At 66.6% G+C, this 13,173-nt stretch carries 11 protein-coding genes; 3 read left to right on the plus strand and 8 right to left on the minus strand.

Annotated features, from left to right (window positions below; translation table 11 throughout):
• Nucleotides 1–3: 3 nt before the first annotated feature.
• Together ACE3RX_RS03165 and ACE3RX_RS03170 are read left to right on the plus strand one after the other, a co-directional pair.
• The gene (locus ACE3RX_RS03165; RefSeq protein ID WP_374480233.1) at nucleotides 4–1,119 is read left to right on the plus strand and encodes a glutathionylspermidine synthase family protein; all 1,116 of its coding nucleotides are present in this window, start codon (nucleotides 4–6) and stop codon (nucleotides 1,117–1,119) included.
• Nucleotides 1,120–1,128: 9 nt separating this feature from the next.
• A complete protein-coding gene (locus ACE3RX_RS03170) occupies nucleotides 1,129–1,506 on the plus strand; it encodes a DUF350 domain-containing protein (protein ID WP_374480235.1) in 378 nt (125 codons plus the stop codon).
• On the opposite strand, the gene ACE3RX_RS03175 is transcribed toward ACE3RX_RS03170, so the two are convergent.
• Nucleotides 1,503–2,714, minus strand: coding sequence for an MFS transporter (locus ACE3RX_RS03175; protein WP_374480237.1), 1,212 nt, complete (start codon nucleotides 2,712–2,714; stop codon nucleotides 1,503–1,505). The two genes, ACE3RX_RS03170 and ACE3RX_RS03175, sit on opposite strands and share 4 nt — an antisense overlap.
• 163 nt (nucleotides 2,715–2,877) lie before the next feature.
• Here ACE3RX_RS03175 and ACE3RX_RS03180 point away from each other — a divergent pair, with 163 nt between their 5' ends.
• Nucleotides 2,878–3,654 carry a helix-turn-helix domain-containing protein gene (locus tag ACE3RX_RS03180; protein WP_374480239.1) on the plus strand — a complete coding sequence of 259 codons (777 nt, stop codon included), beginning with the start codon at nucleotides 2,878–2,880 and terminating at the stop codon, nucleotides 3,652–3,654.
• 12 nt (nucleotides 3,655–3,666) lie between these two features.
• On the opposite strand, the gene ACE3RX_RS03185 is transcribed toward ACE3RX_RS03180, so the two are convergent.
• The 7 genes from ACE3RX_RS03185 to ACE3RX_RS03215 all read right to left on the minus strand — a co-directional run bounded on the left by ACE3RX_RS03185 (nucleotide 3,667) and on the right by ACE3RX_RS03215 (nucleotide 13,114).
• Nucleotides 3,667–6,645: a putative bifunctional diguanylate cyclase/phosphodiesterase gene (locus ACE3RX_RS03185; protein ID WP_374480241.1), complete on the minus strand. Its 2,979-nt coding sequence runs from the start codon at nucleotides 6,643–6,645 to the stop codon at nucleotides 3,667–3,669.
• Nucleotides 6,646–6,699: 54 nt separating this feature from the next.
• The gene (gene torT, locus ACE3RX_RS03190) at nucleotides 6,700–7,869 is read right to left on the minus strand and encodes a TMAO reductase system periplasmic protein TorT (protein ID WP_374480243.1); all 1,170 of its coding nucleotides are present in this window, start codon (nucleotides 7,867–7,869) and stop codon (nucleotides 6,700–6,702) included.
• An 89-nt stretch (nucleotides 7,870–7,958) separates the two neighbouring features.
• On the minus strand, nucleotides 7,959–9,281 hold the full coding sequence (locus ACE3RX_RS03195) for a diguanylate cyclase domain-containing protein (protein ID WP_374480245.1): 1,323 nt from the start codon (nucleotides 9,279–9,281) through the stop codon (nucleotides 7,959–7,961).
• Between the two features lie 161 nt (nucleotides 9,282–9,442).
• Complete coding sequence (locus tag ACE3RX_RS03200) at nucleotides 9,443–10,018, minus strand: transglutaminase family protein (protein ID WP_374480247.1); 576 nt, start codon at nucleotides 10,016–10,018, stop codon at nucleotides 9,443–9,445.
• A gap of 72 nt (nucleotides 10,019–10,090) precedes the next feature.
• Nucleotides 10,091–10,582: a c-type cytochrome gene (locus ACE3RX_RS03205; RefSeq protein ID WP_374480249.1), complete on the minus strand. Its 492-nt coding sequence runs from the start codon at nucleotides 10,580–10,582 to the stop codon at nucleotides 10,091–10,093.
• Nucleotides 10,583–10,587: 5 nt separating this feature from the next.
• Nucleotides 10,588–11,166: a pentapeptide repeat-containing protein gene (locus tag ACE3RX_RS03210; protein ID WP_374480251.1), complete on the minus strand. Its 579-nt coding sequence runs from the start codon at nucleotides 11,164–11,166 to the stop codon at nucleotides 10,588–10,590.
• Nucleotides 11,167–11,245: 79 nt separating this feature from the next.
• Nucleotides 11,246–13,114 (minus strand): methanol/ethanol family PQQ-dependent dehydrogenase, encoded by a 1,869-nt coding sequence (locus tag ACE3RX_RS03215; RefSeq protein ID WP_374480253.1) that lies wholly within the window; start codon nucleotides 13,112–13,114, stop codon nucleotides 11,246–11,248.
• Nucleotides 13,115–13,173: the final 59 nt, after the last annotated feature.

A 13,173-nucleotide genomic window follows, 5' to 3' on the forward strand; every position in this document is an offset into this window, starting at 1 on the left:
GCGATGGAGCGTCTGCCCATTTCGCCGCGTCCCGATTTCGGGCGACGGCTGGAGGCCGTCGGCCTGTCCTTCCACTCGTGGGACAACTACTGGAAGGAAGATGTCTGCTACCGCTTCACGGCGGCCCAGGTGGACGAGATCGAGGCTGCCGCGCAGGAACTGCAAGTCATGTGCGTGGCTGCTGCCCGCCGCGCCGTGGCCGATGGGCGCCTGGCGCAGCTGGGCATTCCGGAGGCCTTCCACGGTGCGCTGGCGGATTCGCTGGCGCAGGACGAATTCAGCCTCTATGGCCGTTTCGACCTGGCCTACGACGGCGTCAATCCGCCGAAGCTGCTGGAGTACAACGCCGACACGCCGACATCCCTGCTCGAGTCGGCGGTAGCCCAGTGGTACTGGCTGGAGGACTGCCGGCCGGACGCCGATCAGTTCAACTCGCTCCACGAGCGCCTGGTGGCGCAGTGGCAGCGTCTGCCAGGGGAGGGCGTGGTCCACCTGGCCTCGCTGCGGGGCAACGAGGAGGACTGGGTGTGCACCACCTACATGCAGGACGTGGTGGTGCAGGCCGGGCGCGAGGCCCGTCACCTCGCAGTCGAGGACATCGGCTGGGATGCCGCGCGCCGGGGCTTCGTCGACCTGGACGGCCAGCCTATCGACACCTTGTTCAAGCTCTATCCGTGGGAATGGCTGATGCGCGAGGACTTTGGCCGCCATATCGTCGGCGGCGGGACGCGCTTCGTCGAGCCGATCTGGAAGTCAGTGCTGGCCTGCAAGGGCCTGCTGCCGCTGCTGTGGGAGATGTATCCCGATCATCCCAACCTGCTGCCGGCCTATTTCGAGCCGGGCCGCCTCAAGTCCTACGCCCGCAAGCCCTTGTATTCCCGCGAGGGCGCCAATGTGGCGCTCTACGCTGACGGGCGTCTGCTGGCACAGGACTCCGGGCCCTATGGGGCGGAAGGCTTCGTCTACCAGGGGCTGGCGACCATTCCCGAGTTCGACGGCAAGTATCCGGTGCTCGGTGCGTGGATCGTTGGCGGAGAGCCGGCAGGCATGTGCATCCGAGAGGATGTCTCGCCGATCACCACCAACATGAGCAACTTCGTGCCCCATTTCTTCGAATAAGGACGAGCCGTGAGCGCCTTTCTCGCATTCATCAGTTATTTCGCTGCGGCCTTGGCCCTGCTGGCAGTGTTCGTGGTGGCGTATGTCCACCTCACGCCCTACAAGGAGTTCGAGCTGATCAGCCGCAACAACCAGGCTGCGGCGATCTCCCTGTCGGGGGCCATCCTCGGCTTTACCTTCCCGCTGCTGTCCTCGATCTACTACACCCAGAGCCTGCCGGAGATGGCCCTATGGGCGGCTATCACAGGCGTGGTGCAGTTTGCAGTGTTCCTGCTAATGCGGAGCAGGGCGGCGCAGATCGAAGCCGGCGATACTGCACCGGCCAGTCTGCTGGCGACGCTGTCGGTCGCCGTGGGCCTGATCAACGCGCTGTGCATCAGCCACTAGGGTTTTGTTGCGACGCGTCGGCTCTTGGGCAGCAGGGCCACGACGATACCGAGCAGCGGCAGGTAGGCGATGGCGTGATAGACCGCGTCGATGCTGGTCCGGTCGGCGAGCAGACCCAGCACGGCGGCGCCCAGGCCGCCCATGCCGAAGGCGAAGCCGAAGAACAGGCCCGACACCATGCCGACCTTGCCGGGCATAAGTTCCTGCGCATAGACGAGGATCGCCGAGAAGGCCGACGACAGCACCAGGCCGATGATGATGGTCAGCACCGTGGTCCAGAACAGGTCGGCGTGGGGCAGGAGCAGCGCGAAGGGGGCGACGCCGAGGATGGACGCCCAGATGACCGGCTTGCGGCCGACCCGGTCGCCGATCGGGCCGCCGAGGATGGTGCCGGCCGCCGATGCGAACAGGAAGGCGAACAGGTGCACCTGGGCGCTCTGCACTGACAGGCCGAATTTCTCGATCAGGTAGAAGGTGTAGAAGCTGCTCAGGCCGGCGATGTAGAAATACTTCGAGAAGATCAGCACGAGCAGCACCGCTACGGCGCCCAGCACCACCTTGCGCGGATAGGGCGACTCCACCGGCGGGCGGGCACGACCGGCCGCGGCGATGTGGTGGGTGGCGTACCAGCGGCTGACCTGCACCAGCAGCACGATGCCGAGCACCGCTGCGAGGCCGAACCAGGCCACGCTGTGCTGCCCGAAGGGCACGATGACGGCCGCCGCGACCAGCGGGCCGACGGCGCTGCCGGTGTTACCGCCGACCTGGAAGACCGACTGGGCCAGCCCGTGCCGTCCGCCCGAGGCCAGGCGGGCGATGCGTGACGATTCCGGGTGGAAGATCGCCGAGCCGGTGCCGACGCAGGCGGCGGCGAGCAGCACGACCTCGTAGCTCGGCGCATAGGCGAGCAGCAACAGGCCGCACAGGGTGGCTGCCATGCCGAAGGGCAGGGAATAGGGCTGGGGCTTCTTGTCGGTGTACAGGCCGATCAGCGGCTGCAGCAGCGAGGCGGTCAGCTGGTAGGTGAGGGTGATCAGACCGACCTGCCCGAAGCTGAGGTGGAATTCGCCCTTCAACAGCGGATACATGGCGAGGATCAGCGACTGCATCATGTCGTTGATGAAGTGCGAGGTGCTGATGGCCCCGAGGATGCCGAAGGCGGCTTCGCCGTGGCGCGCCTGCAAGGGCAAGGCGGTGGGTTTCGTCATGGTGTGGGCTCTCTGTGCGGTGTGCCGACCCTTCGTCGATCAGGGGCTGGCTGCGTGTTGGTATGTCTCGACGTCCGTCGATTCTAGAAATACGATGCATGTCTGTCTCACGCCATCCGGCCTTGGGGTTGCTAGAAAAAGACATTGTTCGATGTAGGCCTTCATGACGGTGAAACCCCTTTCCGAGGCGCTTGCCGAGATCGACGCCAGCACTGCGCCGGTGAGCTGCCGGGCGACCGACTATCCTGCTGGCTGGGAAGTGGCGCCCCACGCTCACGGCAAACATCAGCTGATTTACGCGGTGCACGGCGTGATGGCGGTGAAGGCCGACGCCGGGCAGTGGGTGGTGCCGCCGACGCGGGGCATCTGGATGCCGGCGGGCATGACTCACGCCATCCAATGCGTCGGCGTGGTCAATATGCGCAGCCTGTTCATCCGGCCGGGGGCGGTGCCTAGCCTGCCGGCTGAGTCCTGCGTGGTGGGCATTTCGCCCTTGCTGCGGGAGTTGATCCGCGCGGCGGCGGAGGTGCAGCTTCCCTATGCGTCCAACTCGCGGGACGGTCGCCTGATGCGCCTGATGCTCGACGAGCTGCGCACCCTGCCGGTGTTGCCGCTGCACCTGCCGATGCCCCTAGAGCCGCGCCTGCTGGAGATCTGCACCCGCCTGCAGCAGCGCCTGGATGACGTGTCCACGCTGAGCGATTGGGCGGCGCACCTGGGTGTGGACGTGAAGACCATCCAGCGCCTGTTCCAGCGGGAAACCGGGATGACTTTCGGCAAATGGCGCCAGCAGGCCCGCCTGCTGCGAGCGCTGGAGCTGCTGGCCGGCGGCGAGCGGGTCGTCGACATCGCGCTGGCCCTCGGCTACGACAGCCCGAGTGCCTTCACCACGATGTTCAAGCGGCAGTTCGGGCAGACGCCGAGCCAGTTCTTCAGTTGAGCCGCGCTGGTTTCAGGCTGCCGTCTCGCCAGCTGACCAGGCCCAACGCTCGAACTGCTCTGGCAGCATCGCCTGCGAATACAGGAAGCCTTGGCCGTAGTCGCAGCCGGCGGCGACGAGCAGATCCCGCTGAGCGCTGGTCTCGATACCTTCGGCGACCACTTTCAGGCCCAGCGCATGGGCCATCACGATGATCGCCTCACACAGGGCGCGGTCGTTGGCGTCGGTGCCCAGGTTGCGCACGAAGCTGCGGTCGATCTTGAGGTAGTCGATATCGAAGCGCTTCAGGTAGGCGAGGGATGAGTAGCCGGTGCCGAAGTCGTCGATGGCGACCTGGATGCCGGCATCGCGGAAGCCGAGCAGTTTCTTGTTGATCCGCGCTTCGGCGTGCAGCAGCAGGCTTTCGGTGATCTCGATGACCACGCTGTGCCCCGGGATGCCGTGTTCGGCCAGGTATTCGGGCCAGTGGGCGAGGGTGCTGCCGTCGTGGCGGATCTGGGCCGGCGAGGTGTTGATGCTGACCTGGAAGCCGCTGTCGAAGCGCTTGCGCCAGTGCAGGGCTTGTTGGGCGGCCTGCTTGAAGACCCAGTCGCCGATGGGCACGATCAGCCCGGTCTCCTCCGCCACCGAGATGAACTCCAGCGGGCCGGTCAGCCCCCGCTGCGGGTGCTGCCAGCGGATCAGTGCCTCGGCCTTGCAGACCCGTCCGGTCGTCAGCTCGATGATGGGTTGGTAGTGGATGCTGAATTCGTCATCGCTCAGGGCGCCACGCAGGTCGCTGCTCAGGTGCAGGCGTTTCTGGGCGGCCTCGTGCAGGTCCGGCGTGAAGTAGCTGAAGCAGTTGCGGCCGGCGTTCTTGGCCGCGTACATGGCCTGGTCGGCGTTCTTGAAGAGGATGTCCAGTTCGCGGGCGTCGCTGGGGTAGAGGGTGATGCCGAGGCTGGCGGAGACGAAGGCCTTGTCGGTGCCCAGCACGAAAGGACTCGACAGTTTGTCGATGAGGGCGCGGGCGATGCGCTCGACGCTCTCCATGTCGTCCACGCAGGACAGGATCACCGTGAACTCGTCGCCACCCAGGCGGGCCACCGTGTCGGAGGCCCGTACGCAGGCGCTGATGCGCCGCCCGGCCTCGATCAGCAGGACGTCGCCCTTGTCGTGGCCGAGGGAGTCGTTGACCTCCTTGAAGTGGTCCAGGTCGATCAGCATCAACACCATCGAGCGGCCGCTACGGTCAGCCAGGCGGGACTCGTGCTCCAGGCGGTCGTGGAACAGTTGGCGGTTGGGCAACTGGGTCAGGCTATCGAAATTGGCCTGTTTCCAGATCGTCTCCTCGAAGGCAATGCGATCGGAGATGTCTCGGCCGACGGCCAGCACGCTGGTCACGGAGCCGGCCGTATCGACCTCGGCGGCCAGGTGGATGAGGCTGCAGAGTTCCTTGCCCTCCCTGTTGTGCCATTTCAGCTCGAACTGGGTATTCCTGCCGCTGGCGAGGACCTCGCGGATCTTGGCTTCGTAGATCTCTGCATTGCTGCCGCCGGGGACTTCGGATGGTCGTTTCCCCAGCAGTTCGGCGAGGCGCAGGCCGGCCACCGAACTGAAAGCCGGGTTGGCATAGATGCGTCGACAGTCGCGGTCGTAGCGGGCGATGGAGTCGGGCGAGTTCTCGATGAGGGTGCGCGACTCCTGCTCTTTCGCGATGAGGGCGGCGGTGCGCTCGTTGACGGTGTTTTCGAGGGACGCGTTGATGTCGTTGATCTGGCGGATCTTCTGGCTCACCGCGTTGTTCATGGCGATGAAGCTCTGGGTTAGGTCGGCCAGTTCGTAGTCGAGGGTGGCCCTGTCGAGCAGGACCAGTTCGTCGTCGCCGACGGTGGCCCGGTCATTGTCGCTGATGCCCCGGAAGATGCGGCTGAGAGTGGTCAGCGGGCGCGAGATCGAGGTGGAGAAATACCAGGCCAGCGGCAGCACGAAGGCCATGATGGCGGCGGCGATCAGCCCCAGGATGCGGATCATCTCCCAGGTGTTGGCCTCGACGACGGCCTTCGAGCGCAGCGCGGCAATGCTGCCAATGGGCTGCCCGTCGCGACGGAGTGGGATCAGCCCCTGGTAGTAGCCTGTTCCATCGATGCTGATCTCGTTCAGCGCCAGGGCCGGTGCGGCATCGGGCGCCGGTTCGGGCTGGCCCCGCCAGTCTGCCTTGCGGTAGGCGGCAAGGGTGCCGTGGCGCAGGCCCTCGGGGGTGAACACATTGATGTCGGTGTCGGTTCGCCGGGCCAGTTCGTGGACGAAGCCCTGGCCGAGGTCGTGGGTCATCACGATCAGCCCGACCTGCCGGGCCGTGGCTTTTCCGCCGGGTGTGCTGTCCATGATGGGGACGTAGGTTTCGATCGACAGCTCATCGTCGATCAGCGCGTAGTGGGCGTCGGCCTTCGTCGGCAGCGGCCGGCCAAGCTCCGGGCGGATGAAGGGCGCCAGCGGCGACGGCTTCAGGACGGGGTCGTGGTTATCTTCGCCGGGGATCCCCTCCGTCATCATCAGGCGCGGGTCGGGATCCCGTTCGACGAAGCCCATCCGTTCGAGCCGGCCGTCGAAGCGGGTGAAGGCGATCAGGTGGCCGGCGGCATCGTAGATCGCAACGCCGGCTGCGCGGGTCGTGTTGCGCACCTCGCGGACCTCCCGCGCCAACTGGCGATAGGTGCTCTGCAGGGTCTCCCGGTCGAGGTCCGAGCCGGCGTACTGGGACAGGTACCAGATCGTGGTGCCCAGGTTATGTTGGGCGGCCAGGTGGCGGGATGCGCCGAGCAGCGCGTTCTGACGGGCTTCGAGCTCTTCGGAGATGACCGTGGCGGCCTTCCTGAGCTGGCCGCGGGATTGCTCCAGGTACTGGCCGCTGATGACCAGGGACACGGCCGACATGTAGGCCAGTGCCGTCGCCGTGCTGATGACGACGGCGCTGAGCAGCAGTCTGTTCCGGAGCTTGCGGATTCTCATGCCGGTGAATTCCCGTGGGGATGCGGTGGCCCGTAGAAGGGGCGGCGGCGCAGCTTACGGGCGTTCCTGTTGCGGGTCATAGGAAAGAATTGGCGTGTAGCCATCCGGGGCGATGGATTCGTCGAGCCGGTAGTGGTTAAGGCTGGATTGATCCACGATGCCCAGTTTGACGAGCACGGTGTGCGGCGGCGTCCTGACCCGGCCCTCCAGATGATTGACGACCGCGTTGATGGCCACCCGCGCCTGGCTCACGCCCTTGGTGTCGGCGGAGGCGAAGATCTCTCCGCGGCGGATGAGGCCGGCGATCTCGCGGGTCAGGTCGTAGGCGACGACGCGGATCCGGCCGTCGAGCCCCGCCTCATGGATCGGCAGGCGCGCTGCCGGGGCGCAGCCGGTGCAGCCGATGATGTAGTCGAGCTCGTGCCCGTGGCGGGCCAGCAGCTGGGCGGCTAGCTGGGATTGCTCGATGCGGTCGCTGTCGCCATAGCGGATGTCCACGATGTTGACGCGGATCGGGGCGGTGCGTGCGGCCTCCCGGCTGCCCTCCACCTCGCCCTTGACCCAGCCGGCGCCGGCCGGACCGGGCAGCAGCGCGATGTTGATCGACGTGAGGCCGCGCTGCTCGGCGTCGCGGATAACCCAGCGGGTTGCGTCGAGGCCCATGCTGCGCAGGGAGGTGGTGATCTTGACCGTCAGGTCGTCGCTGGTGCTGTCGTTGGCCAGTTCGAACACCGGTATCCCTTTCGCACGGGCACGGGCGATCGATGGGTTGTTGCCGTCCAGGCTGATCGGCGACAGCACGATCGCGTCGTAGCGGCCGTTGCTGGCTTCTTCCATCTGGCGCAGTTGGCCGATGAGGTCCTTGTAGCCGTCGGCCGGCAGGATATCCACCGCCACGCCGAGGCGTCTGGCTTCGCTGATGACGCCGTAGTTGCAGCCGATCCAGTAGGGATCCTTGAGATGCGGAAAAAGGAAGGCAATCCGCCACGGCTTGCTGGCGCGGGCGCTCATCGCGTAGCTGCCGGTGCTGACGCGCCCGCTGCGCAGGGCGGCGTCGGCGGTCAGGCCGGGGGGCAGCGGGCGCGGGATGAGATGGACCGGGATAGGGTCGAATTTCACTACCGCCGGTAGCACGGTCGTGGTCGGCGCTGCGGCCGTCACGCAGGTGCTGACGGCAAGAAGCAGGGCCGATGTGAGGAGGCGCGAGGCCTGCGGCAGGGGCATGGGCCACCTTATTCTTGTGGTCGGTCTGTGTTCCGGTCGAACGATACAGCTTGAACGCATGGCCCCGGCTCCCTGCGCCCCGTGCCGGGTCAGCGTGGCCGCCCGAGCGCCTTGCCCAGGTACATGGCGGTATCCGCGTGCCTCAGCAGCGTGTCGGCGTCCTGCCCGTCTTCGGGGTGGATCGCCACGCCGATGCTGGCCTGCGTGTGCAGGGCCAGGCCGTCGATGGGGAACTCCCGGGCCAGGCTGTGGCGGATCTTGTCCGCCACCTGGGCCGCGTCCGCTGGGGCGTGGATGTCTTCGAGGATCACCACGAATTCGTCGCCTCCGAGGCGGGCGACGGTGTCCACCTGGCGCACGCAGCGACCCAGGCGGCGGGCGATCTCCTGCAGCAGCAGATCGCCTGCGGCGTGGCCGAGGGTGTCGTTCACCTTCTTGAAATCGTCGATATCCACGTACAGCAGCGCCATCTGGCCGCCGCGACGCTGGCTGCGGGCCAGTGCCCTGTCCAGGCGTTCATGAAAGAGGCGGCGGTTGGGCAGACCCGTCAGTTCATCGTACTGCGCTGCGCGTATGAGTTCGGCTTTCAGTTGCCCGCGCTCGACGGCGATGGCGACCTGGGTGGCGACGAAGTTGAGCAGTTCCCGGTCTTTTTGCGAATCGAAGGTACCCGCATCTGCTTTGAGAATCAGGGCGCCGATGGCGTCCCGGCGGGTGACGAGCGGGAGGAAGAGCCAGGCGGTGTTTACCGTGGAGGCCGCGCCCGAAGGCAGCAGCTTCGGGTCGCTGGTGAGCAGCGGATGGCCGCTGTCGATGACATCACTGCAATAGCGCTGGGCGACGGGTTCATCCAGGAGGAGGGCGCTGCCGAACGGGTCCTGTTGGTAGGGGACGCTCAGCAGCTTGCTCTGTCGGTCGCTGGTGGCAACGGCGACGCCGGTCAGTGGAATGCGTTCGGCGATGATCCGGTGGATCTGCGGGAACAGCGTGTCCAGGTCGTCGGCCTTGAGGGCTGCATCGGCGATCGCGTAGGTGGCGGCCTGGAAGGCTTCGGCCCGCTTTTGTTCGGTGACGTCGCGGGCGACGCCGATGCGCATCTGATCCGCGTCCGACCACAGGGCCGACCACATGATGTGCACCCGGCTGCCGTCCTTGCGCACGTAGCGGTTCTCGAAGCCGACGCGGGGATGGCCGGCCATCACGCGGGCGGCCTCTTCGCAGGTCCGGTCGCGGTCCTCGGGGGCGACGAAGTCGATCAGCAGGTGGCCGATGAGTTCGCGTGGCGAGTATTGGAGGATGCGCTCGCTGGCGGCGTTCACATAGACGATACGGCCGCTGGGATCGACGAGAAAGACTGCGTCGAGGAGCAGATCTATGCTGTGCAGCAGGCGGTCTTGATGATTCGTGTCCATCTCGCGTTGGGGCTAGTCGTGCCGATTCTGTGTCGGCTCGGACGTAGATTGCCGGGGTGTTCCGCGGCGTGCAAGCTGGAAATAGCAAAAATGCGATTTTCGGCACGGAGGTGCAGCGTTTGTTTGTGTGAGCGGTAACGCGCGGTATGTGGCGCGGCCGCTCAAGGGGTGATGTCGGGCAGGTTGGCGATGACCTCAGCGACGTCGGTGCAGCGTTCCAGCGTGGCGGTCACGACCGGCAGCGGCTCGGCGTGGATGCCCGGCAGATCGCATTCGTGCGGCGCGCGGAGGGCGAAGGCGAGGACTTCCGTCGGCGGGCAGAAGTCCGCAGCGACACCGGGCTTGTTGCCGCGGGCGTCGATGCGGTACCAGCCGAAGCCGTCGAGATACACGGCGTTGAGGCCGTGCAGGCAGTAGGGAGCGCTGTTTGCGTCGCCGACCGACAGGCGCTGGTAGCACAGGCCGGCGGGGATGTTGTTGGGGCGCAGCAGGGCCGCGAGCAGGTGGCTCTTGGCGTAGCAGTAGCCGGTACCGTGCAGCAGCACGTCGGAGGCGCGGCAGGTCACCGGATTCTGCCGGTAGTCCCAGCTGTGGCGGATGTGGTCGCGCACGAACTCGAAGCAGCGGCGGGCGATCTCGGTCTTGTCGCTGGTGCCTTTGGCAAGTTCGGCGGCTTTGGCGCTGACCTGCGGGTGGTCGAAGTCAATGTAGCGGCTGGCGGCGAGGTATTCGTGCATCGTAGTCGGGGAGGCTGGGGGACGGCAGTATAGCAATCCCGACGGCATGGCCTGGCCCGACGTCGCAGGCGGTCAGCGGGACTGTACCGGAGTTGCCGGACGGGCACGGCTTTCGAGGAAGCTGCGGATCGTCCAGATCGCGGCGGGCGGGAGCACGTCCTTCCAGGCGGGCATATGGACGACGCCGACGCGGGTCTTGCCGTCTTGCACGGACTTGAGGAAGTACTGGTCATTGTCGACGATGCACATCTCGCGGATGGCCGGGTCGGCGATACGCGAGCAGCCGCGGTCGAGCTTCAGGAGGTCGGGGCCGACCTGGCCCTTGTTGTCGCCATCCGGGCCGTGGCAGCGGGCGCAGGCCTGGTTGAAGGCTTGGCGCCCGATGTCGGCGGCGCGCGAATTGCCGCGGTAGGGGTTGGCGTCGCCGGCCGCCCCAGTGATGGCAGGTAGTGTCGAGGTATCCACGACGATGCGGGTGTCCGCCACTTCGTTGGCGCCGGCAACGGTTGCGCCGAGCAGGAGGCCGATGGCGACGAGGCGGGCGCTGAGGGTGAGCTTGGGCATGGTGTTCACCAGTCGGTCGGGCAGCCGGTGCAGCCCTCGAAGGACGAGTCGGGGAAGATCGTGTAGCGCAGCAGCGCCCCTTCCAGATTGGCGCCGCGGAAGTTGGTGGTGCTGAACTTGGTTTCCTGCAGGTTGGCGTTGGTGAGCCTGGCGCCCTCGAACCAGGCGAAGGCGGCGCGGGCGGCTTCGAGATTGGCGGCGGTGAGATCGGCACCGCTGAAGTCGCTGCGCATGATGCGGGCGAACTCCAGGTCGGCACCGATCATCCTGGCGTTGCGGAAGGAGGCGCCGGGGGCGTTGGCCTTGGACAGGCGGGCACCGGTCAGGTCGGCGCCATCGAGGATCGCGCCGGCCAGGTTGGCGCCGCGCAGGTCGGCGCGGGCCAGGTTGGCGCCGGTGAAGTCGGTACCGGCCAGGTCGCGGCCGGACAGGTCGACGTGGCGCAGGTCGGCCCCCTGGCAGCGGGCATGAGCCCAAGCGCCGCAGGTCTTGAAGACCGGCGGATCGTTGGCCTGGACGATGCCGGCGAGGCTGGCTGTCGCGACGGCGAGCAGCGCCGCGCGAAGACGGGGATGGCTGTGCATGGATGGATTCCCGGCGGTAGCGAGCGAAGAAAAAGCCCGGGCCGGAGATGATCCGGCCCGGGGCAAGGCGCTGGCGGGGTCAGCGCGCGATCTTGGGCAGCTTGAATGCCCAGAACGAGGAGCCTTGGGTGACTTGCTTGGTCAGTTCGGCCATGTCGCCGCCCCACAGGGGCACGGCGCCGCCGTAGCCGGAGGCAATCCCCACGTACTGTTCGCCGTCCATTTCCCAGGTGATGGGCACGGAGACGATGCCGGAGCCGGTCTGGAACTTCCACAGCTCCTTGCCCGTCTTGGCGTCGAAGGCCTTGATGAAGCCGTCCGAGGTGCCGGTGAACAACAAGTTGCCGGCGGTGGTCAGGGTGCCGGCCCACAGGGGGAACTTCTCCTTGTGTTCCCAGGCGATCTTGCCGGTCTTGGGGTCGAGGGCGCGCAGGGTGCCGACGTGGTCGTCGAACAGGCGCTTGATGCGGAAGCCCTGGCCCAGGTAGGCGGAGCCGGCCTTGTAGGTCAGGTGCTCGGTCCAGTAGTCCATCGCCCAGTGGTTGGCCGGGATGTAGAACAGGCCGGTGTTCGGGCTGTAGGACATGGGCATCCAGTTGGTGCCACCCAGGAAGGGCGGCGAGACGAAGACGCTGTCACCCTTGTCGGCGCCGGCCTTTGGCTCGGGCGGTCGGTTCCCGGTCTCGATCGGCTTGCCGGTGGCGAGATCCCATCCCTTGGCCCAGGTGATGCCGTCCACGAAGGGCCAGGCGCCAATGAGCGAAGTGGGCTTGTTGGGGTAGCCGGCGCCGTTGGTGAGCTTCTCCCGGTCGGTGACGAAGAAGAAGCCGTTGCGGTCGGCGTGGGCCGAGGCCTTGACGAGCTTGCCGGTCTTCGGGTCCTTGTATTCGAAGAGAACCACCGAGTTGTTGCCGGAGAAGTCCCAGGCGTCGTTGGGGGTGTGCTGGAAGAAGCCCTTCAGCTCGCCGGTGCTGGCATCCACGTAGGCCTGGCCGGACGTGAACAGGCTTGGCCAGTTGCGCGGATCGTCGCCTTCCTGGGTGCGCTTCCAGGTGTTCCACGGGGCCGGGTTGCCGGTGCCGACGACGACCATGTTCTTCTCGATGTCGAAGCTGGCGGTCTGCCACGGAGCGCCGCCGCCGTGGTCCCAGGCTTCGGTGAGCTTGCCGTCCTTGTCCTTCGGCCACGACGGCGCGCTGGCGTCGCCGGTGGGTGTGCTGTCCTTGCCGTTGAGGCGGCCCATATGACCTTCGACCATCGGGCGGGCCCACACTTCCTCACCGGTATCCGGGTCGCGGGCGAACAGCCAGCCGACTACGCCGAACTCGTCGCCGGACGAGCCGTGCACCAGCAGCACCTTGCCGCTCTTCTGGTCCTGGATGACGAAGGGCGCGCCGGTCATCGTGTAGCCGACCTTGTGGTCACCCCACTTCTTCTTCCACACGACCTTGCCGGTGTCCTTGTTGAGGGCGACGATGCCGGCGTCGAGGGTGCCAAAGAAGATCTTGTCGCCGTAAAGCGCCGCGCCGCGGTTGACCACGTCGCAGCACGGGCGGATGTCCTCCGGCAGACGGGCTTCGTATTCCCACAGGCGCTTGCCGCTGCGGGCGTCGATGGCGTAGATCCGCGAGTACGAGGCGGTGATGTAAACCACGCCGTCGTGCACCAGCGCCTGGCCTTCCTGGCCGCGCTGCTTCTCGCCGCCGAAGGAGAAGCTCCAGGCCGGCACGAGGCCGGCGACGTTCTTCGCATTGACGGTTTTCAGCGGGCTGTGGCGCTGGGCTTTCAGGCCGAGGCCGTAAGTCAGCACATCGCCCGGCGTCTTGTCGTCGTTCTTGATGTCGTCCCAGCTCACCGTGGTGCCCGTCGCGTGGGCGGCGCTGCCGAAGGCGCTGGAGAGGGCGACGGCCAGCAGGCCGGCTTTGAGTTTGAGGCGTCGGGATTTCATGGTGGTTCTTGTCTCCGCTTCGTTGTCGTTCGATGCCTGGGCCGTCTCCCTGTGACGGA

Source organism: Zoogloea sp., from assembly GCF_041914405.1.
GTDB lineage: Bacteria > Pseudomonadota > Gammaproteobacteria > Burkholderiales > Rhodocyclaceae > Zoogloea.

Coding starts and splice junctions, on each gene's coding strand:
- ACE3RX_RS03165 (WP_374480233.1), top strand. CDS start 4: ATGGAGCGTCTGCCCATTTCGCCGCGTCCCGATTTCGGGCGACGGCTG.
- ACE3RX_RS03175 (WP_374480237.1), bottom strand. CDS start 2,714: ATGACGAAACCCACCGCCTTGCCCTTGCAGGCGCGCCACGGCGAAGCC.
- ACE3RX_RS03215 (WP_374480253.1), bottom strand. CDS start 13,114: ATGAAATCCCGACGCCTCAAACTCAAAGCCGGCCTGCTGGCCGTCGCC.
- torT (WP_374480243.1), bottom strand. CDS start 7,869: ATGCCCCTGCCGCAGGCCTCGCGCCTCCTCACATCGGCCCTGCTTCTT.
- ACE3RX_RS03210 (WP_374480251.1), bottom strand. CDS start 11,166: ATGCACAGCCATCCCCGTCTTCGCGCGGCGCTGCTCGCCGTCGCGACA.
- ACE3RX_RS03180 (WP_374480239.1), top strand. CDS start 2,878: ATGACGGTGAAACCCCTTTCCGAGGCGCTTGCCGAGATCGACGCCAGC.
- ACE3RX_RS03200 (WP_374480247.1), bottom strand. CDS start 10,018: ATGCACGAATACCTCGCCGCCAGCCGCTACATTGACTTCGACCACCCG.
- ACE3RX_RS03195 (WP_374480245.1), bottom strand. CDS start 9,281: ATGGACACGAATCATCAAGACCGCCTGCTGCACAGCATAGATCTGCTC.
- ACE3RX_RS03185 (WP_374480241.1), bottom strand. CDS start 6,645: ATGAGAATCCGCAAGCTCCGGAACAGACTGCTGCTCAGCGCCGTCGTC.
- ACE3RX_RS03205 (WP_374480249.1), bottom strand. CDS start 10,582: ATGCCCAAGCTCACCCTCAGCGCCCGCCTCGTCGCCATCGGCCTCCTG.